The sequence below is a fragment of the Haloechinothrix halophila YIM 93223 genome, assembly GCF_000504245.1.
Lineage (GTDB): Bacteria > Actinomycetota > Actinomycetes > Mycobacteriales > Pseudonocardiaceae > Haloechinothrix_A > Haloechinothrix_A halophila.
Genome location: NZ_KI632509.1, coordinates 2,962,062 through 2,981,148, shown reverse-complemented (window position 1 = coordinate 2,981,148; position 19,087 = coordinate 2,962,062). Strand labels below are relative to the sequence as shown.

The 19,087-nt window shown below is 65.7% G+C and carries 17 protein-coding genes; 6 read left to right on the top strand and 11 right to left on the bottom strand.

Annotated elements, in window-relative coordinates:
- Positions 1-139: 139 nt before the first annotated feature.
- Positions 140-985 carry a hypothetical protein gene (locus AMYHA_RS13635; RefSeq protein ID WP_051399880.1) on the bottom strand — a complete coding sequence of 282 codons (846 nt, stop codon included), beginning with the start codon at positions 983-985 and terminating at the stop codon, positions 140-142.
- A gap of 286 nt (positions 986-1,271) precedes the next feature.
- On the opposite strand from AMYHA_RS13635, the gene AMYHA_RS13630 reads away from it, so the two are divergent.
- A complete protein-coding gene (locus tag AMYHA_RS13630; RefSeq protein ID WP_034277011.1) occupies positions 1,272-2,537 on the top strand; it encodes an IS256 family transposase in 1,266 nt (421 codons plus the stop codon).
- Here AMYHA_RS13630 and AMYHA_RS25775 read toward each other — a convergent pair.
- Positions 2,534-3,223, bottom strand: coding sequence for an RNA polymerase sigma factor (locus AMYHA_RS25775; protein WP_051399879.1), 690 nt, complete (start codon positions 3,221-3,223; stop codon positions 2,534-2,536). The genes AMYHA_RS13630 and AMYHA_RS25775 overlap by 4 nt on opposite strands.
- A 370-nt stretch (positions 3,224-3,593) precedes the next feature.
- Complete coding sequence (locus AMYHA_RS13620) at positions 3,594-3,968, bottom strand: hypothetical protein (protein WP_157362103.1); 375 nt, start codon at positions 3,966-3,968, stop codon at positions 3,594-3,596.
- Between the two features lie 360 nt (positions 3,969-4,328).
- Here AMYHA_RS13620 and AMYHA_RS13615 point away from each other — a divergent pair, with 360 nt between their 5' ends.
- Positions 4,329-5,789 (top strand): purple acid phosphatase family protein, encoded by a 1,461-nt coding sequence (locus AMYHA_RS13615; RefSeq protein WP_051399878.1) that lies wholly within the window; start codon positions 4,329-4,331, stop codon positions 5,787-5,789.
- On the top strand, positions 5,786-7,213 hold the full coding sequence (locus AMYHA_RS13610; protein WP_157362101.1) for an alpha/beta hydrolase domain-containing protein: 1,428 nt from the start codon (positions 5,786-5,788) through the stop codon (positions 7,211-7,213). Before AMYHA_RS13615 ends, AMYHA_RS13610 begins: the two co-directional genes overlap by 4 nt.
- Positions 7,214-7,227: 14 nt before the next feature.
- Here the strand turns inward: AMYHA_RS13610 and AMYHA_RS13605 are convergent, their stop codons facing one another.
- Genes AMYHA_RS13605 through AMYHA_RS13590 form a run of 4 tightly spaced genes read right to left on the bottom strand, consistent with a single transcriptional unit; the run spans position 7,228 to position 10,864 of the window.
- A complete protein-coding gene (locus AMYHA_RS13605; RefSeq protein ID WP_034271518.1) occupies positions 7,228-8,247 on the bottom strand; it encodes a hypothetical protein in 1,020 nt (339 codons plus the stop codon).
- 10 nt (positions 8,248-8,257) lie between these two features.
- Positions 8,258-8,467 (bottom strand): hypothetical protein, encoded by a 210-nt coding sequence (locus tag AMYHA_RS13600; protein WP_034271515.1) that lies wholly within the window; start codon positions 8,465-8,467, stop codon positions 8,258-8,260.
- A 40-nt stretch (positions 8,468-8,507) separates the two neighbouring features.
- On the bottom strand, positions 8,508-9,350 hold the full coding sequence (locus AMYHA_RS13595) for an SDR family NAD(P)-dependent oxidoreductase (RefSeq protein WP_084037591.1): 843 nt from the start codon (positions 9,348-9,350) through the stop codon (positions 8,508-8,510).
- Positions 9,347-10,864, bottom strand: a complete 1,518-nt coding sequence (locus tag AMYHA_RS13590; RefSeq protein WP_231104742.1) for a flavin-containing monooxygenase — start codon at positions 10,862-10,864, stop codon at positions 9,347-9,349. The genes AMYHA_RS13595 and AMYHA_RS13590 overlap by 4 nt, the downstream gene beginning before the upstream one ends.
- Before the next feature lie 103 nt (positions 10,865-10,967).
- Here AMYHA_RS13590 and AMYHA_RS13585 point away from each other — a divergent pair, with 103 nt between their 5' ends.
- On the top strand, positions 10,968-11,657 hold the full coding sequence (locus AMYHA_RS13585; protein WP_034277158.1) for a TetR/AcrR family transcriptional regulator: 690 nt from the start codon (positions 10,968-10,970) through the stop codon (positions 11,655-11,657).
- Between the two features lie 59 nt (positions 11,658-11,716).
- Here the strand turns inward: AMYHA_RS13585 and AMYHA_RS13580 are convergent, their stop codons facing one another.
- Positions 11,717-13,240: a flavin-containing monooxygenase gene (locus AMYHA_RS13580; protein WP_051399876.1), complete on the bottom strand. Its 1,524-nt coding sequence runs from the start codon at positions 13,238-13,240 to the stop codon at positions 11,717-11,719.
- Between the two features lie 191 nt (positions 13,241-13,431).
- Positions 13,432-14,568, bottom strand: a complete 1,137-nt coding sequence (locus tag AMYHA_RS26445) for a Shedu anti-phage system protein SduA domain-containing protein (RefSeq protein WP_169732934.1) — start codon at positions 14,566-14,568, stop codon at positions 13,432-13,434.
- Positions 14,569-14,641: 73 nt separating this feature from the next.
- Between AMYHA_RS26445 and AMYHA_RS28200 the strand changes: the two genes are divergently transcribed.
- Positions 14,642-14,764: a hypothetical protein gene (locus AMYHA_RS28200; RefSeq protein WP_269189757.1), complete on the top strand. Its 123-nt coding sequence runs from the start codon at positions 14,642-14,644 to the stop codon at positions 14,762-14,764.
- A 152-nt stretch (positions 14,765-14,916) separates the two neighbouring features.
- Here the strand turns inward: AMYHA_RS28200 and AMYHA_RS13570 are convergent, their stop codons facing one another.
- Positions 14,917-15,738 carry an MFS transporter gene (locus tag AMYHA_RS13570; RefSeq protein ID WP_051399873.1) on the bottom strand — a complete coding sequence of 274 codons (822 nt, stop codon included), beginning with the start codon at positions 15,736-15,738 and terminating at the stop codon, positions 14,917-14,919.
- 120 nt (positions 15,739-15,858) lie between these two features.
- On the opposite strand from AMYHA_RS13570, the gene AMYHA_RS25760 reads away from it, so the two are divergent.
- Positions 15,859-18,063: a choice-of-anchor B family protein gene (locus tag AMYHA_RS25760; protein WP_051399872.1), complete on the top strand. Its 2,205-nt coding sequence runs from the start codon at positions 15,859-15,861 to the stop codon at positions 18,061-18,063.
- 34 nt (positions 18,064-18,097) lie between these two features.
- Here the strand turns inward: AMYHA_RS25760 and AMYHA_RS13560 are convergent, their stop codons facing one another.
- A complete protein-coding gene (locus AMYHA_RS13560) occupies positions 18,098-19,027 on the bottom strand; it encodes a cation diffusion facilitator family transporter (protein WP_034271513.1) in 930 nt (309 codons plus the stop codon).
- Between the last annotated feature and the right edge of the window lie 60 nt (positions 19,028-19,087).

Here is a 19,087-nt window from a genome sequence, read left to right as displayed (position 1 = left end):
AAGCGACAACTCGGCTTCGGACGAAGCGTAGTCTCCGCGTCGTTTCAGCGCACCGCACGGCTGGGTTCCAGCCGTGCGGTCCCACGGCATGACGAAGGGGGACGCTCGTTGTTGAGCGTCCCCCTTTTCGGTGTTGAGATCAGGGTCGGGTGGCCTGTTCGCCGTGGTTCTCGCTGTAGTCGCTGCCTGGGTTGTCCGGTGTCGCGGTGGGGTCGTCGGGTTGGCTGTCGGGGTGTTCCTGGGTGGTGGTGGGGCGCGTGGTGCTGTCGTCGTTGCCGGGGCGGGCGGTTTCGGAGGGCACTGTTTCGGGTGCGCCGGTTGGTCGCGTCTCGGGCGCCTCGCCTCGGTTCTGGCCGCGGTCTTGTGCCTGGGTGGGCAGGCTGCTGGGTTTGCCTGGCCGTTCGGCGAGGACGTTGCCGCAGTAGGCGGCCACGTTGTCCTCGCCGCCCGCCTCGGTGATCAGCACCTCGAACGCGGGGCTCTCGGTTGCTGTGCCGTGCTCGTTGTCCGCGCCGGAGGTGTAGGCCTGGCACAGTCCGATCAGCGACGGCGACGGGGTGTCGGCGTGGCCGCCGGGTGTGCTGGTCGGTGCCGGGACCGAGCTGGTCGGCGCCGGGTTGACCGGGGGCTCGGCGGGGGAGTCGCCGGGTAGCGGGAGCGTGCCGGTGGCGCTGGCCAGGGTGATGCCGCCGACAGCGGCCGCGGCGGCGGCGGGGGCGGCCACCTTGGCGGTGAGCAGGGTCGCGAGTGCGGTTTTGATCATGGAACGTCTCCGTTGCTGAGGTACGGGATCGACCTGAGCCGACCGGAACGCCGCCATCGCGGTGTGCTCGCCCGCGAGCTCACCGGGATGTGCTGGACCCGAGGCCGCGTCGAGCAGATCGCCCAGCGGTTCCAGGTCAGCGGGTCGCGACGACGCGGACGCACCACCGAGCAGCTGCTCTGCGGTGCGCCGGTCGATGCGGCGGGAACGGTTCGTGCTCATCTCATATCCCTCAGCGCCGAGTCCGCAAAATGTGTCACACCGTCCTGCTCGAGGATGGTCGCGAGTGTGCGTAGTCCCCGGTGAGCGGCGGTGCGCACAGCTCCGGCACGCTTGCCGAGCACCGTGGCCGCGGGCCTTCGGGGGTGCAAGATCTTTTGTGGAAGTGGGCGGGCCATGATCATCGGTGGGCCGGAGGGTCCGGGCCGGTGGAAGGGAACGCTACGTGACGACGGACAAGGCGCAGGATGCGGTCGAGGGCTCGGCGGCGGAGGAGGCTTCGCGGCGGTTGGCGGAGCTGGTCTCGCCGGAGGGTATTGATCGGATTCTGGCTGACGCGAAAGCGTCGGGGACGCCGTTGGATGGCCCGGACGGCATTCTGAATCAGATGAGTAAGGCGGTGATCGAGCGGGCGTTGGGCGCGGAGATGCATGAGCATCTCGGGTACGCGAAACACGACGCTGCGGGACGCGGAACGGGCAATTCCCGCAACGGGTATTCGGCGAAGACGGTCACCACCAACACCGGTAAGGTCCAGATCGAGGTTCCGCGGGACCGCACGGGCGGGTTTGAACCGCGGATCGTGAAGAAGCATCAGCGTCGGCTCGGCCAGATCGATGACATGATCTTGTCGCTGTATGCGAAAGGGATGACCACCCGCGATATCAAGGATCATTTGCTCGAGGTGTATGGCGCCGAGGCGAGCCACGAGCTGATTTCGAATGTGACCGATGTGGTGCATGACGAGATCAAGACGTGGCAGAACCGTCCGCTGGACCAGGTGTATGTGATCGCCTACATCGACGCGCTGGTGGTCAAGATCCGCACCAACGGGGTGGTGATCAACCGGCCGGCCTACATCGTCACCGGTGTCGACGTCGACGGGTTCAAGCACGTGCTGGGTGTGTGGATCGGCCCCACCGAGGGGGAGAGCAAGGCCCACTGGCTAGCGGTACTGACCGAGGTGAAGAACCGCGGCGTGGAAGACGTACTGATCGTGTGCTGCGACGGGCTGACCGGACTGCCGGACGCGATCCGCACTGTGTGGCCGAAAGCCGAGGTGCAAACCTGCGTGATTCATTTGATCCGGAATTCGATGAAATACGTGTCCTATTCCGACCGCAAGAAGGTTGCCGCCGCGTTGAAACCGATCTACACGGCCGTCAACGCCGAAGCCGCCGAGATAGCGCTGGAGCATCTCCGTAAAGAGTGGGGCACGAAATACCCAGGCATGCTCGCCGCGTGGGATCGCGCCTGGGAAGACTTCACTCCGTTCCTCAAATACCCGAAAGAAATACGAAAAGTGGTGTATACCACTAACGCGATCGAATCATTGAATTTTCAACTGCGGAAAATCATGAAAAACAGAGGACATTTCACCACCGAGGACGCCGCGATGAAGCTGCTTTATCTCGGCATCCGACACGTCACCGGACGCTACATCGACGGTGACGGTCATGTTCGCGCCAAGGGCGAACGCGGCACCGGCACTTACGGGTGGAAAGCCGCGCTCAACCACTTCGCCGTCCTCTTCGGCGACCGGCTCGTCCTCTAACGCGCCGTCACACACAGTGACGGATTCGACCACTCATCAAAAGCAACGAAAAGGATAAACAGGCCCAAACATCCACAAAAATCTTGACACGCTGCGGCCTTCGCGTCGAGGCCGACCACCACGCGCAGCAACACCGCCTCCGCCTGATCACGAGGCAGCCGCGCGATCAACGCCACTGCCGTGTCCGTGGCCAGTGCCGTGACCGCCGCGTCAGCGGTATCCGACGGGGCCGGCAGATCATGCAGCGACTCGGCAGGGGCGTCGGCGTTCGGCCGTCGGCGCTGCCGGCGGAGATGATCCATCGCCCGGTTGCGGGCGATCCGCGTCGCCCAGCCACGGAAATCATCGACACCACCACGAAACGCACCGATATCACGCGCGATGTGCAGCCACGCCTCCGCCGCGACATCCTCCGCGTCACCCCCGACCAACGCCCGCAAATACCGCAACACCCTCGGCTGCACATCCCGATACAACACCCGGAACCCATCCTCACCACCCCGCTGCGCCACACCCAACGCAACAGCCAGGTCGGCGACACCGGGCGCCTCGTCAACATCGCCGACCGCACCAGCAACCGACTCGGGTTTCTCGCTGGCAGCGTCGACGGGCGTGACGTTGGCGGCTTCGGCGCTCGCCGTGTGCTCGGCAGGGCGTCGTGCCGTGGTGGGGTCGTGGACCGACATGCACCTGCTCCGGGTAGGGGAGGCGCTTATCGTATGCGCCGCGAAAACGCGGTAAGCGCCGCCCCGCGTGGTAGGGGCGTACTTTGCACTGATGACGTGAAGACGTCGACTCACGCGGTTCATGACGAACGCGGGGTCAGCAGCGACGGTGCTGTCACGTGATCGTGTACGGATCGGGTCGCGGAGTACGTCCGCACCTGGCGTAACGAAAGCAGTACGCCGAGGAATGGCGCGCCGAGAATGCGCAGCACCCCAGCGGAAACGGCGAAGGCTAACGACGAAATAGTCCGGACAGTTCTCGATTCCGGCAGTGGCGGCGGTGGGACGGCGCCGTCCGTACTGGCCCACCCACCGCCGCCACGTTACGAGATCAGGAAATGGCGCCCGCTCCCACGCTGCCAGGCTCACCGGTTACCGTGATCGTCACGGTCGAGCCTGCCGGAATGGAACCGGCGCCTTCATCCGTGCACAACTCGCCCGCGGCACATTCGGTTGCGAACACGGTATCGCCAAGCAGGTTGACGGCTTCGATGGTGAACGGGCCGGTCCCGCTGTAGGAGTTGTCCAGCAGCGGTGTGTAGGTGCACTCTGGTTCTGGGCCGACGTTGTCCGTGCCGCAGAAGTGCCCAAAGAAACTGACGCCGACTCCTTCTGGCTCCTGCGCGTGTGCGGATGTCGCCAGGACGGTCACTCCTGACACCATCGCCGCCGCGGCCGCGAGTGCGCCGATTCTTGCTGCTCGCATCGAGAAAACCTGCCCTTCCGTTGGTCGCCTACCGAACGTCAGCGTTTTCAGGAAAGAAATTACTGACATGTGGCCAACGATTCTGGCTTCGCAAAGTTACGCCACGCTAGTTTCCTAGTCTGGCGACTAGGAATTATTGTGTTCGTGGCGGCCGTGCCGACGCATGCCAGTCCTGCGCAGAGCGGGCGCGGAGGAGGGGGCGAGGTCGGCGACGGGTTCGCGGTGTCGGTCGAACCGCACGCCACGGGTCTTGACATCAGGTAGAACATGTTTCAGTCTCAAGGTTCGGGTTGTTGCCTGCGCCTTGTCGCGAGCAGTTACCGCGGCCATGGCGGACGGTGAGACGGGAGCTGGGTGCCGATGGCTGGAGAACTGAATCGGCGCTCTGTCCTGCGTGGTGCCGTGGCCCTTGGTGGCGCGGTGGCGGGTGGGCCGATTCTGTGGCAGCGGCCCGGCTTCGCCGCGATGCGGCCCAGCGGTATTCACCTGACCTACGGTGCCGACCCGCGGCGGGAAATGGTGGTGTCGTGGAGCACCGCCGAGTCGGTGGCCACGCCGAGGCTGCTGCTCGGTGACACGCAAGGCGGGTTGAGCGAGGTAGTCGACGTCGAGTCGAAACCAGCGCCTGGCGTCGATGCGGTGCAGCATCACGCGCGGTTGACGAATCTCGATCCCGGCAAGACGTATTTCTACCGTGCGGCCCACGACGGCGGTAGTAGTGACGAGCTGAGCTTCACCACGGTGGGAAACCAGCGTCGGCCGGTACGGTTCACCGCGTTCGGTGACCAGGGCACCTACCAGAACCGCATGGCGCCGGTCGTCAACACCGTCGCTAGCTTCGACCCGGACCTGCATCTGCACGTCGGGGACCTGTCGTATGCCTCCGACACCGGCGGGATCCGGGCGTTCGAGGCCCTGTGGGCCGATGACGAGCGGCGTTACACCCCGTCAGAATGGGACGCCTGGCTTGCCGGACTGCAGCCTTTCGCGTCGCGGGTGCCGTGGATGCCCGTGCTCGGTAATCACGAGATGGAGGTCGACGGCACGGAACTGGGCTACGCGTCCTACTTCGCGCGTTTCGTGCCGCCGGACAACGGCGCAGGGGGACCGCGGGGAGCCACGTGGTCGCTGCGGATCGGCAATGTCGCGTTCATCGCACCGGACAGCAACGACGCCAGCGCCGAGCTGCCCCGAAACCGGGACTACCTCGGCGGCGCTCAGGAAACCTGGCTCGAGGCGACCTTGGCCGACTATCGGTCACGCCCGGACGTGGACTGGATCGTGGTGGGTTTTCATCATTGCCCGTACTGCTCGTCGAGCCGCCATAGCTCCGACGGTGGCGTGCGGGACCGCTGGACCCCGCTGTTCGATCGCTATCAGGTCGATCTTGTCATCAATGGCCACAACCACCTCTATGAGCGCACCCACCCGATCCGGCAAGGCAACCCCACCACGGAGGCCCCGATCGGCGCGACGATCGACCCGGAACAGGCAGGCACGACCTACATCGTGTCCGGACTGTCCGAGGAGGACGAACGACTACCGGACTTCGCTACGGCACCCGTCGCCGGGGTCACCCACTACACCGGCACCGATTTCGGTCTTCGGGTTCCTGAGGTGGTCACGTGGTCCGCGGTCAAAGACGAACTCTCGCCCATCGTGATCTGCGCCGAGGCATCTCCGCCCGATAGTGGCGGCACCACCACCTTGACCATCCGTTCGGTCGACGCGGGCGATCGACGCGTCGTCGACGAACTCACTCTCCGCCGGTCGCATACGCCGGGCGCGCGGCACTCTCCCGACGGGAAGGGACCATCGTGACGAGGCCACTGTCCATCGGCCGATGTTGCGCGGTGCTGCTGGCGCTGCATGTCCTCCTCGCTGCCACACCCGCTAGCGGCACGCCGCAGGATCGGTCTGATCCAGACTGGACTGTCAGCGGCCCGATCGAGGGCGGCGTGTTCGACAGGCCACAGACCGACAGCCGCTTCTCGCTGGAACCGTTCGGCTATGTCGAGGAGGAGTACTTCATCACGGGGACGGCGGACACCTACACGTCCGAGCCCTCCCGTGCCGACTACACCACTCGGTTCGTCGTACGGCGGCCGGTCCATCCGGCACGGTTCAACGGCACGACGATCGTGGAATGGAACAACGTCTCCGCCCAGTTCGACAACACGCCTGACTGGCTGTGGGCGCACGAGACGATCCTGCGGCGCGGTTACGCGTATGTACATGTCTCCGCACAGGCGGCTGGACACTGCTGCGCTCCCGGATCCCTGAAGCTGACGGACCCGCCGCGGTATGAGCCGTTGTCGCATCCGGGCGACGACTACTCGTTCGACATCTTCACCCAGGTAGCGGAGGCGGTCAGCACGCCCGCTGTTCGGGGTGTCGACCCGATGGGCAGCCTGCGCACCAGGCGGGTGCTCGCGGCAGGGCACTCGCAGTCTGGTTTCCGGTTGTCCGACTACGTCACCGACGTGCAGGACAAGGCGAAGGTGATCGATGGTTTCCTCATCGACGGCGGAGGCAAGCGCGGCGCGTCGGCGAGCGAGCCGAGCGTACCCGTACTCAACGTGCTGGAAGAGGTGTTCTTCACCCCCGAGCCAGCCTCGGCTGCCCCGAACTACCGGCTCTGGGAGGTGGCGGGCTCCGCGCACGCGGACTACTGGCTGCTGCGCCACGAAACCGACGCCGCCGACCACATCGTGATGCCAGGCCACGAGCCGTATCCGGCTGGGTGGGAAGCGGCCGAGCATGAGGTAGCCGGGAACTACGGCTATGACATCGAGCCGCGCGAACTCATCTGCACCGCGGGCGGGAACATGTTCCCCAAACGCTATGCCGTCTCGGCGGCGCTGGTTCGACTCGACGAGTGGGTCAAGGGCAGGGGAGCGCCGATCCAGCCTCCTCGGGCCGAGTTCATCGAAACCGGGCAGCTCGCGCGGGACGAGTTCGGCAACGTCAAGGGCGGTTTACGGTTGCCACCGATCGATGTGCCGGTCGCGCGATACCTCGGCGCGAGTTGCGGGTTGTTCGGAGCGACGATCCCACTCGACCCGGCGACCCTGGCTGAACTCTACCCGGATCATCAGACCTACGTGGCCATGATGCGCGACGCCACCGACGCGGCGGTGAACAAGGGCATCCTGTTGCCGGAGGACGCCGAGGACCTGATGCGGCGGGCACGGCAGTCATCGATCCCCGAGCACGGTGTGGACTCGCCACTGCCACCTCGCTGACCCGTTCGTTGGGTTCAGGCGGTGATGGCGTCGAGGCGATCGCCGAGCCCGGAGCGCTCGGCGATCTGCCGGACCGAGGGGAACTCGTCCAGTGCGGCGAGCCGGCGCATAGTGGGTACGTCGACCTTGTCCGCGAGGTCGAGCAGGGCCGCCACGGTTTCCGCTTCGGTAATCCGTCGTGCGAGTTCGTTGAGTTGCTCGTCGGTGACCGAACCGATGAGATGCACGGCCGTGGCGGGCTCGAGTTTCGTCGCGACATGCAGGAGCGCGGACTGCACGCCCGCGTCGAGCACGTCGTGTGCGACCGCGGCGAGTGCGGCGGGGTCAGCCAGCAGGATCTCCCGCTCCACTCGGGCAAGATTCGCGTCGTCCAGCCTGGACAGTAGCCCGATGCCCTGCAGCCGCGACTCACGTGATGTGCCGAGCGCGGTGTCGACGGCCGAGCGCACGCGGTCATCAGTGAGCAACCGGATCAACCGGTTCAAGGTCTGGTCGGACTCGATGTACTGGCCGGTCGCGAGCAGGTGCTCGTCAGAGTCGATGACGTCCACGATGGACTGAATCAGCTCGGGAGGCACGTGGTCGGCGAACTGTGCGAGGCCGATGTGGTCGCCCCGGTCGAGCACCTCCCGCGTGGTCGCGCGTAGCACCGCGAGCGGGATGTGGTCGAGGATGGGGGTGATGCGGGGCGGGTCGAGATGGCGCGGGGTCGCCGCGAGGAAGGATGGGGGCGCCTTCACCGCGATGTCGGCGACCTGCTTCGGCGGCAGCAACGCCGCGGCCTGGGCGGACAGGAACGGGCCGAACGCGTGCTCGGCGAGTTTGGCCGCGATCGGGGTCGGTACGAACTTGGCGAGCGCGATGATCTTGTCGAACGCGCCACGGTATCGTTCGAACCAGCGGTTCTTGATCGCGTCGCGTAGTTCTCTCAGCCGCGTCGCGCCCAGCTCGTCGAACCCGTCTAGTTCGGTCGGCTCGATGCCCAGGGTCGCGGCGAGCTTGCGTACCTCGGCGTAGGCCAGCAGATCGGACATCGGTGTCTCCTCACCGGAACAGGATTCGTCGTAGCGTGGGCCGCAGCGGCCTTGGCACGGTCCGCAGCGCCGAGTCCTGCGCCTCGGCCATCTCGCTTTCCCGCGCCAAGCACGCCTGCTCATACAGGCGCAGCAGCCGTTCGCACTGGTCGTTGGTCATGGTGTCGAGCACGGCGAGGTCGCCGAGTTCGGCGCGCAACCGCGCTGCCGGATCGCTCATGGCATCGATGCCTTTCTGGGATTTCAGTGGAGGTGGTCGTTCAGCGTGCGGGTCTGTCACCCGGTGCCGGTTGCCGCGCTGGCCGTTGGGGTTCCGTCCGTGGCCGGTAGCCGAACCGGTGCACGAGGCGCCGCATGAGGCCGGGTGCGGCGACGTCGAGCAGGTCGAGCACGCTCCCGCCAGGCACGTTGATGACCTCGCGGCGGGTGTGTGCGGCGCGCAGCACCAGCCGGGCCGCTTGTGGCGGGCTCAGTGCCGGGAGCCCGCGGAAGGCCGACTCGCTCGGAGCGATCATCGGAGTGCGCGCCAGCGGCATCCGTACCGAGCTGAACGTGACGTTGTCGGCAGCCAGCTCGCGGCCGGCGGTGCGGCCGAACTCCTCGAGGGCGGCTTTGGAGGCGAGATAGGCGGAGAACCGCGGGGTGTGGATCTGGGTGCCCTGAGTGGTCACGTTGACCACGTGTCCGAAGCGCTGCTCACGCATGGCTGGCAGCAGGCCGAGCGTCAGCCGGACCGGCGCGAAGTAGTTGAGTCGCATGGTGCGTTCGTAGTCGTGCATCCGGTCCACCGATTTCCGCACCGAGCGCCGGATGGAGCGGCCGGCATTGTTCACCAGCACATCCACCCCACCATGCTGCTCGAGTACCTGCTTGACGAGGTCGTCGATCGCCTGGTCGTCGGACAGATCGCACGAATACACGTGCGCGCTGCCGCCCCGCTCGGCGATTTCCGCACCGACCTTCTCGAGCTCGGCGTGCCTGCGCGCGACCAGCAGCACACGCGCGCCCCGCTCGGCGGCGGCCAGCGCGGTCGCACGGCCGATCCCGGACGACGCGCCGGTGATCAGCGTTCGCTGGCCCGCCAGCGCGATGCGGTTGCTCATCGCCACGCTCCCTCCTGCTCCCTATCGACGACGAACTCGTCGGTGTGCCGGTCGCGCAGCATGCGTGCGTGGCGGTGCGGGGACCAGGGCCACACCTCGGGCAGGCCGTCCTTGCCCAGGTACCAGCTCTGGCAGCCGGTGGCCCAGACGGTGTTCGGCATGGCGGCCCGCAGCCGCGCGTTGTACTCGTCGGTGGCCTGGCTGGTCGGGGCGGCGGTGGTGTACTCGCCGCGTTGCCACGCCCTGATCCAGCTGATCGCGTAGTCGGCCTGCACCTCGGCGATCGGCACCAGGGAGAAGTTCCCGACTGGGCTGTGCGGGCCCATCAGCAGGAACAGGTTGGGAAACTCCGGCAGCGCCACGGTGCGGTAGGCCCGAGGGCCTTCGGCCCATGCCTCGCTGAGCGTGCGCCCGGTCGGTCCGACGAGTTCCATCGGGCGCAGGTAGGCGTGCGAATCGAACCCGGTGGCCAGAGCGAGCACGTCGACCTCGTGCAACATGCCGTCGGTGGTGACCACCCCACGTGGCTCGACGTGATCGATCCGTTCCGTGATGACCTCGACCCCGGGACGCCGCACCGCGCGATAGAAGCTGGGCGACATCACCAGCCGCTTGCACATCGCCTGGTAATCGGGCGTGAGCCTGCGCCGTAGGTCCTGATCGCGCACGGTGCGCAGGTTCAGTTCGCACAGCTTGCTGATCATCGTCCGCTGCCAGCCGGGCCGGGTGACGGCGGCGACGAGGATCGAGAAGATCCCCTCGACCAGCCGGTACTCGAGCCTGGTCAGCGCCGGGAACCTCCTGCGCAGCGCGCGGGTGACGCGGTCGTTGCGCCAGTTCGGCACCGGTAGCACCCACTGCGGTGTGCGCTGGAACAGCGACAGCTTTGGCACCGACCCGGCCAGTTCGCTGATGATCTGTACCCCCGTGGATCCCGTCCCCACCACGCCGACACGTTTGTCCGCCAGCGACACCGAGTGATCCCAGCGAGCGGTGTGAAACCACGCGCCATCGAAAGAGTCCAGTCCCGGGATATCAGGTACGACCGGATGGTGCAGCACGCCGCTGGCGGAGATCAGGAAGTCGGCCTCGCGCGTGCGGCCATCCGCGGTGCGCACCCGCCACCGGCCGTCGGCGAACTCCGCCCCGGTGACCTCGGTATCCAGCTCGATGTGCTCGCGAAGCGCGAACCGGTCCGCGACACCACGGAAGTAGTCCTGGATCTCGCCGCCCGCGGAGAAGAAGTGCGACCAGTCCGGATTACGGTCGAAGAAGTACTGGTAAAACGCCGACGGTACGTCACAACGCAGCCCGGGATAGGTGTTGTCCCGCCAGGTGCCGCCGACGTCCGAGGCTTTCTCCAGCACGGTGAAGTCGGTGATGCCCGCCCGTCGCAGTTTGACCGCCATGCACAGGCCGGACATCCCAGCACCGATCACGATCACCGAGGGCATACGGGACATGGCGAAGTCACTCTCCGGGGACCGGGTCGCGTGGCATGACGTGCCGCCCACCGGCCCTCCTCTGTCGCTCACACCTTTACTGCGACAGCATGTCGCATACATATGTCCGTGACAAGGTGTCGCAGACACTTTCGTGCTGCAGTACCCTGCCGACATGCTCGAATCGGCGAACACGAGGCCGGACGTGGATGGTCGGGCCACGCGCTGGGAGGCACACAAGACCCGGCGGCGCCGGCAGTTGCTCGGCTCGGCCGTCGCGGCCATCGAGGTCCTCGGCCCGGCCGTCGGCGCCAAACAGATCGCCCAGCATGCCGGCGTCCCCCGCTCAGTCCTCTACCGGCACTTCAGAGACCGCGCCGATCTCGACGAGCAGATCAGCCAGCGCATCGTCGACCTGCTCCTGGCCGAACTCGCGCCCACACTGCGCCCGAGGGGAACGGCGACCGAGGCGATCCGCAAGGTCGTCGGAACCTACCTCGACTGGATCGAGCAGCATCCCCACCTGTACACGTTCCTCGGCGCGCACAGCCGCACGCCCGCTGGTGGGTCCCGCGTGGTCGCCGGCACCAAGGCCGCCCTCGCCGCCCAGGTCGCCGAACTGTTCGCCACAGCGGCTCGAACCGCTGGAAGGGACACCAGCTTCGCGTCAACCGTCGCTTCCGGCCTGGTCGGTTTCGTCGACGCCACCGTCAACCACTGGCTCGCCGACAAGGGACGCACGGTCAGTACCGACGAACTCGCCGACTACCTCACGCGCTCGATCTGGTCGGTCCTCGACGGCAACGCCCGCGCCCTCGGCATCCAGATCGATCCGGATCGCCCGGTCACCGACCTACTCGGCTAGCCGCCTCAGCGTGCGTCGTCTTCGCGTGCAGCGGTGGCCATCCGTGCCGGTCACCCCGGTCAGGTCCGTGTTGCCTCAGTGGCAGGACCGCGAGTGGTGTTGTGTTCTGTTGTGGTCTCGCGGGTGCGGCTGAATCGCAGGATTCCGTCGTCGATGCGGTCTCGCCGCAGGGTGAGCGCATCCCGGTAGACGTTGTTGAGGACCTTCCACGGCGCGCGGGTGCCCTGCCTCGGGATGACCGCGTCGGCACGCCGGATGTAGCCGGACCGTAGCGCGCTGCCCATCGCGGACTCCTCGGCGCGGTCACCGGGCTGGGCTTCGGCCAGGACCTGCGTGTAGCCGTGTTGGTCCATATGGGACAGCAGGCGGCAGAAATACTCGCAGGCGAGATCGACCTTGAGGGTCCAGGACGCGTTGGTGTAGCCGATCACGATCATCGCGTTCGGCACATCGTTGAGCATGACGCCCTTGTAGATGACGTGATCGCGCGGTGATACCGGAACCCCATCAACGTCGATCGTGACGCCACCGGCCATCTGCACGACGAGTCCTGTCGCGGTGATGACGATGTCGGCGGGGATCTCTTCGCCGGATCGCAGCATGATGCCGGTCTCGGTGAAGGTGTCGATGTGATCGGTGACGACCGATGCCGCGCCGTTGCGTAGGGCGGCGAACAGATCGCCATTGGGGACGACACAGAGCCGCTCGTCCCAGGGGTTGTAGTGCGGCGTGAAGTGTCGCATGTCGACCTTGCCGCCGAGTTGGGCGCGCACCACTCGGCGCAGCAGCGATCGCACCAGGCGCGGCCGCGACCGCGAGACCTGGAACAGTGCGCGCTGCAGCGCGATGTTGCGCCAGCGGCCGAGCTTGTAAACCGTGGCGTCGGGAACGCCGACACGCTTCAGCAGCCGCGAGACCGGATCCTCAGCAGGCACCGGCAGAATGTAGGTCGGCGAGCGCTGCAACATCGTGACGTGAGCGGCTTCGCGAGCCATGGCAGGGACGAGCGTGACCGCCGTGGCGCCGCTGCCGATGACCACCACGCGCTTACCTCGGTAGTCGAGGTCCTCCGGCCAGTGCTGCGGATGGACGATTTGGCCGCCGAAGGTGTCCTCGCCGGGAAGCTCGGGCCGGTACCCGGAGTCGTAGTCGTAGTAGCCGGTGCAGCCGATGAGGAAGTGGCTGGTGAACGTCTCCTGTTCGCCTGTCGCCTCGTGAACCGTTTCGACCGTCCACACTCCGTCCGGCGTGGACCAGCTGGCCGCGACGACCTTGCGGCCGAAACGGATGCGCTCGGTAACGCGGTGCTCAGCCGCTGTCTGCTCGACATAGTCCTTGATGTGCGAACCGTCGGCCAGCACCTTCGTGCCCCGCCAGGGCCGGAACCGGTAGCCGAAGGTGTACATGTCCGAGTCCGACCTGATCCCGGGATAGCGGAACAGATCCCAGGTGCCGCCGATCGCGTTGCGCCGTTCGAGGACGAGGTAGCTCTTTCCGGGTTGCGCACGGGTCAGATGGCAGGCAGCGCCGACGCCTGAGACGCCGGCGCCGATGATCAGTACGTCCACGTGGTTGTCGTTCATGCGCTGGCGCTCCTCGTTTCCACGGTTGGCCGGTGCCCGCGCGGCCCTGGAACGGACTCCGCACAAGTAACTGTGACAGTATGTCTCAGGTACCACGCCGCAAAGACACGTGAGACGTAGACCACAATTAGTGCGGCACAGGTCTAGCGCTGAGCACGCGGCCGCAGCGCCGTATAGATGGTGGCGTGGACTCAGCGCTCGGACGTTCCGGGGCAGACAGTGCCTTTCAGAGTTCTCTCGGCACTATCGATGAGGTCCTTGTAAGTGAGTACCTCGACGCGACTTGTATGCGAGTTCATGGTTCGCAGGGCATCGTAGATCTCTTCCTCTGGGACGTCCGGCTGCGACCCCGGGTGGCCGATCAGCACCGTTGCGCTTGCCCGGCGTGTCTCGATGCCAAACTTGCTCCGGATTTCGTGGCGCTCCTCGTCAAGCGCAACCAAGTAGTTGATCGCTTGCCCGACCGCATCGTGCACCTCAGCGGTGGGAACCCACGCATTGCGATAACGCTTCACGAGTGCGCCCGCCTGCATCGATCGTTTGAACTCGACGACATGCAGTGCTCCGTCCGCTCTGATCAAGGGAAGGTCAAGTTCATTACCGACCGTAAGGCGCCGCTCAGCGAACGACCCGAGAAAACGGCCACCAAAAACCCATGTGTTGTTCTTCAGCACGCGATGGAGATCGCCCTCGGAAGCCACGGGATCCTCGATCACTCGACGTGCTTCGTCGAGGCCGGCGGCTTGCCGTTTCAGCTCAGCAGCCCGGAGAAGCATCTCGGACTGAGAGTCATCCGCGAGTACTGCGGCGGCATCTGGCGAAGTAACGACCGAGCGGGCGGCTTCGGTTGGGTCTTCGATGTCAATGCGGTTGCGAAACACGCGCTCAAGCCAGAGCGCCATTTCCGCCCGGCCACGCACGACTCGGTACCGGCCGGGCCTGTCGTCGGGGGCCTCAGCGAACTGGCCGTCATCGGTGTCGGAAACGAGTTCTTCAATGAGTTCATGGGCACTAATCTCCGGCCGTTTATCGAGGATTTCTCGTCCCCGATCTGCCACATAGCGCGACGCTACCCAGAAAGTGCGTCTCAAGTAGTTGATGTTGTGTTCATTTCGTTTTCCATCTTGGAAAAGACGGAATCTCTCCTCGAATTCAGGTTTTAGGGTCCGACCCTCGCTATAGTCGAGCGCGTCTTGAATGAGACGAACAACATGCCATTCGTTCTCTTCCGACGCACGTAGGCGTGCGATCTCCAGTCTCGTGATTAGTTCTTGTCCGCCCCGTCGGTTTCTCCCTTTGCCGCTCCTCATATGACCGGCGGTTGCCACCGGCGTCGACCGTGCGAAGCACCTCATCTCGGAGCTCGAGATTCTCGCTTCGCGGCTCGGTATGCGCGAACTGATGGCGACAGCGGCGATCCTGCGCGCGCGTGCGGGAGAGTCCGGCGCAGCCGGAACGGCCGCCGTCATCGCCGCCGAGGTCGACAACCCGGTGTTGCACCGACAGCTAGCGGCGGTTCGCTGACCAGGCGGCTGACTTCGTCACCTCTTCTCCTCGGCCTTCGCCGGCATGACGGCGGGGCATCGATCTCCACAACGGCAGCCAGCAGCACGCGGTCACTTGCCTGAAGGTGACCGTGTACCCACTTCGACTCAGTTGTTCGTCAGATCCGGCCGTCACCGTTTGGTCCAGATCGGTGTGGCACGCATTCCCGAGACCAGTATCGGCAATACCGCGACCAACACGATAGCGCGAATTGTTGCTGCGAACGCGTAGGATGTCCGAATTCCGAAAGAGTGCGCGATTAAACCACCAGTCAACGTGCCCAATGGAATCAAACCCCAGCCTAGCAACTTGTAGACGCTGGTAACGCTGCCGAGTATTCCAGCGGGTACGAGCTGCTGGCGCATGGTGGTTGTCACTACATTCCACATGGTCGTGGCAAACCCGTTCACTGCGAGGAAGCAGCCCAGAGCGATCGCAGAAGGACTGAGAGCTACTCCCGCGAACGCGACTATGTTGAGAGTTAAGCTGGTTATGAGCGTAGGGAGGGATCCAATACGGCGGATAATGTAGGCGTTGACAACACCGCCGAAAACGCTGCCCACGGCGGCTGCGGCTAGTAGAAGACCATAGCCTCCCGCAGATACGCCGAGTTGATCGGTCGCGATCAGTACGAGAATCGCGTTGGCCATCTGCCCGGAGAAGGAGTTAACACCGAGCAACATGGCGAGAGTCCGCATGACCCGGTGACGCCGGAGCCACACCAACCCAGTCGCGATGGCCGCACGCATCGACTGTGGCTCGCGGTTCTGCCCCTTGCCCCGTGGCATGGTCACCAGCAGTGACGCAGAGAGCAGCAACGAACAGGCGTTGATACCGAATGGCAGCGCCCCTGCTGCCGCGAACAGGCTGCTACCTACGGGAGGGCCGATGAACTGCTGACCGGCTGTGATCGCTGCCTGCTGGTTTCCATTGGCCTTATGCAGCGGGGCCACCGAGCGCGGTCCTCACCGAGGACCTCGTGCGTAGCCTCGATCCCGTGATGAGTGGGTTCTGCTCCGTTACCCGTTTCGTGCGGGCTCGTTACTGCTAGCAAGCGAAACGGAGGAGTCGACATGCGCATCAACAGGTGCCGTACATCGACCGGGCGGGAGCGAACGGTCGCGGCGAGCAGGAACGGACGGATCTCCGGTCGGCTGGTCACCGCCTACGCTGCGGTCGGGCTCATGCTCTCGGGGGCGGTGGCGGCGCTGCCGGCCGCGGCGCATCCGGACCCGGAACATGGAGAGCAGCAGGAAGCGGGTGGTGTCGGGGTCTTGGTGAACGGCCCCGAGGACCTGGCTGGGTTCCTTCCGGCCAATCACTGGAGCGGGTCGGGTCCTGTCGAGGACCAGACGGCCGACCTCGTCTACGCGGGCACCGGGTGCACCCCAGCCTCGTACCAGCAGGTCGATGTCGAAGGCAAGATCGCCATCGTCGACGATCAGGAAAGCTCCAACCCGGGCGACGTCTGTCCGACCTACACCTTCGCGCAGAAGGCCCAATCCGCGGAGCAGGCGGGCGCCATCGGCCTCATCCAGGTCCGGCGCGACGATCAGGTCACCGGTCGCAACGCCATCACCGCCGAGATCCCGGTGCTCGAACTCAAGAACAGCGACGGGCAGCCGATCCGGGACGCGGTGGTGGCGGAGACGACGGTCAACGTCTCACTCACCCGGATCACGACGGTGCCGACGGAGCGGTTGTCGGATGTGCCGTGCGTGGATGGTATGGCGGGCCCGTTCGAGTGCGATGGCGTCGATTTGCTCGGATTCGTGCCCGACGAGGAGTTCGACAGCGCGGGTATCAGCGACATCTGGGGCTGGACCGATCCCGAGCCCGGTCCCGACGGCGTGCACGACGAGTACGTGATTCTCGGCAAGACCAACGGCATCGCCTTCTTCCGCGTGACCGACCCGTTCAACGCGGAGTACCTCGGTGAGCTGCCGAATCCGGGGCTCGTCCAGGCGGTCTGGCACGACATCAAGGTGCACGACAACCACGCGTTCACCGTGAGCGAGTCCGAGCAGCACGGGATGACGGTGTTCGACCTGACTCGCCTGCGCGGTGTGGACGAACCGCGAGAATGGGACACGGACGCCCACTACCGGTTCAACTCGGCCGCCCACAACATCGCGATCAACGAGGACACCGGGATCGCCTACATCGTCGGGGGCAACAGCGGGATCGTGGCACCCGACCAGTGCCTGTCCGGGCTGCACATGGTGGACATCAACGAACCGAAGAACCCCACTTTCGCCGGCTGCTACCTCGAGGAAGGCGGTCCCGGCACCGCCGCACGATCGGTCGGTGGCCCTGCCGAAGACGTGTCACCAGCGGCCTATGTGCACGATACCCAGTGTGTGAGCTACGACGGCCCGGACGAGCGCTACACCGGCCACGAGATCTGCTTCAACGCCGCGGAGACCAAGATCGTCATTGTCGACGTCACCAACAAGGCGCAGCCGGTGACGCTCGGCGTGACGGACTATCCCGACGTCGGCTACGCCCACCAGGGCTGGCTCACCGAGGATCACGGCTTCCTGATCGCCAACGACGAACTGGACGAGGTCAACGCCGTCGACGAGGAGACGGGCGAGCCAGGCATGAACACCCGCACGATCGTGGTCGACGTGCGCGACCTCGAGGAGCCGAAGGTCCACTTCGAACACTCCCACGACACGGTCTCGCCAGACCACAACAACTATGTCCACGAAGGACTGCTGTACCAGTCGAACTACAGCAGCGGGCTGCGGTTACTCGACACCGCCGCCATCGATGATCCCGACGACCCTCGGCTCGAGCCGGTCGGCTTCTTCGACACCTTCCCGGACCACAGCGGCGTCACGTTCGACGGGACCTGGTCGAACTACCCGTTCTTCGACTCCGGCACGATCGCCGTGAGCGGTCGAGAGGAGGGCCTGTTCCTGCTCCGGGTCGCCGACGACGAAGCGGCGGAACTCGGTGTCGAGATCACCACAGCCAGGCAACCGGTCAGGATTCAGGCAGGCGAAGCCGGCACGGCTGGGTTCCTGGTCAGCAACGTCGGCGAGGGCACAGACACCTATCAGCTGACGGTCAGCGACCTGCCGGACGGCTGGACAGCGGCGATCGATCCCGAGGAGCTCACCGTGGCGGCAGGCGACGATGGCCTCGCGGCGGTCACCATCGAGGTCCCGCCCGAGGCACATCCCGGGCGATCCACCGTCACCGTGACAGCGACCTCCACGACCGACTCCGACATCACCGCGTCCGCGGAGGTGTCCGTGGTCGTCCACTAGGCCCTAGCGTGGCGCTACCCGCCACCCGCCTCAGCTAGCTGAGAGGTGGATTCTTCTCACTGGTGAGGTCGGGCTCGATGTAGATGATTGTGGCGATGGGAACGGCGGCGCGGATGCGGTGTTCGGCGGCGTCGATAGCGTCGGCTACCGCTTCGGCGGTAGCGGTGGGTGCGACGGCGACATTGGCGGCGACGAGGAGTTCGTCGGGGCCGAGATGCAGCGTGCGGAGGCGAACGATGGCGTCGATGCCATCGCCGGGCAGCGCCCGTTGGATGGCGAGTTGGTGCTCGCGGGCGGCACCTTCGCCGACGAGCAGGGATTTCATCTCGACGGCGAGCACGACAGCGATGACGACGAGCAGCACGCCGATCATGGCGGTGCCTGCGGCGTCCCAGCGTCCGTCGCCGGTGGCGAGGGTGAGGGAGACCCCGGCGAGGGCGAAGGCGAGGCCGAGTAGTGCGCCGATGTCTTCGAGCAGGATGACCGGGAGTTCGGGTGCTTTGGCGTGCCGGACGAATTCGGACCAGGATTGGCGCCCGCGGACGCGGTTGGATTCGACGACAGCGGTACGCAGCGCATAGCTTTCCATCACGATCGCGATGAGCAGCACGGCGATCGGGACCCAGTGCCAGTTGGTAATCGCCTCGGGGTGGCTCCATTTGTGCCAGGCCTCGTAGAGCGCGAACAGACCGCCGAGGGTGAACAGCACGATGGAGACGATGAACGCGTAGACATAGCGCTCGCGACCGTAGCCAAACGGATGCTTCGGCGTGGCAGGCCGCTTAGCCCGTTTGCCGCCGAGCAGGAGCAGCGCCTGGTTGCTGGTGTCAGCCAGCGAGTGCACCCCTTCGGCCAGCATTGACGACGAGCCGGTCAGGGCGGCGGCGATGAACTTGGTGACCGCGATGCCGAGATTGGCGAACATCGCGGTGATGACGGCTTTGGTGCTTCCCTCGCTGGCCACGGGCGACACCCTACCGGGATCGCGTCGGAGGCCATCGGAGATAAGGCCGCTCGTCGCAGA

Coding starts and splice junctions, on each gene's coding strand:
- AMYHA_RS25760 (WP_051399872.1), top strand. CDS start 15,859: ATGCGCATCAACAGGTGCCGTACATCGACCGGGCGGGAGCGAACGGTC.
- AMYHA_RS13600 (WP_034271515.1), bottom strand. CDS start 8,467: ATGAGCGATCCGGCAGCGCGGTTGCGCGCCGAACTCGGCGACCTCGCC.
- AMYHA_RS25775 (WP_051399879.1), bottom strand. CDS start 3,223: ATGTCGGTCCACGACCCCACCACGGCACGACGCCCTGCCGAGCACACG.
- AMYHA_RS13615 (WP_051399878.1), top strand. CDS start 4,329: ATGGCTGGAGAACTGAATCGGCGCTCTGTCCTGCGTGGTGCCGTGGCC.
- AMYHA_RS13605 (WP_034271518.1), bottom strand. CDS start 8,247: ATGTCCGATCTGCTGGCCTACGCCGAGGTACGCAAGCTCGCCGCGACC.
- AMYHA_RS13595 (WP_084037591.1), bottom strand. CDS start 9,350: ATGAGCAACCGCATCGCGCTGGCGGGCCAGCGAACGCTGATCACCGGC.
- AMYHA_RS13635 (WP_051399880.1), bottom strand. CDS start 985: ATGAGCACGAACCGTTCCCGCCGCATCGACCGGCGCACCGCAGAGCAG.
- AMYHA_RS28200 (WP_269189757.1), top strand. CDS start 14,642: ATGGCGACAGCGGCGATCCTGCGCGCGCGTGCGGGAGAGTCCGGCGCA.
- AMYHA_RS13620 (WP_157362103.1), bottom strand. CDS start 3,968: ATGCGAGCAGCAAGAATCGGCGCACTCGCGGCCGCGGCGGCGATGGTG.
- AMYHA_RS13585 (WP_034277158.1), top strand. CDS start 10,968: ATGCTCGAATCGGCGAACACGAGGCCGGACGTGGATGGTCGGGCCACG.
- AMYHA_RS13580 (WP_051399876.1), bottom strand. CDS start 13,240: ATGAACGACAACCACGTGGACGTACTGATCATCGGCGCCGGCGTCTCA.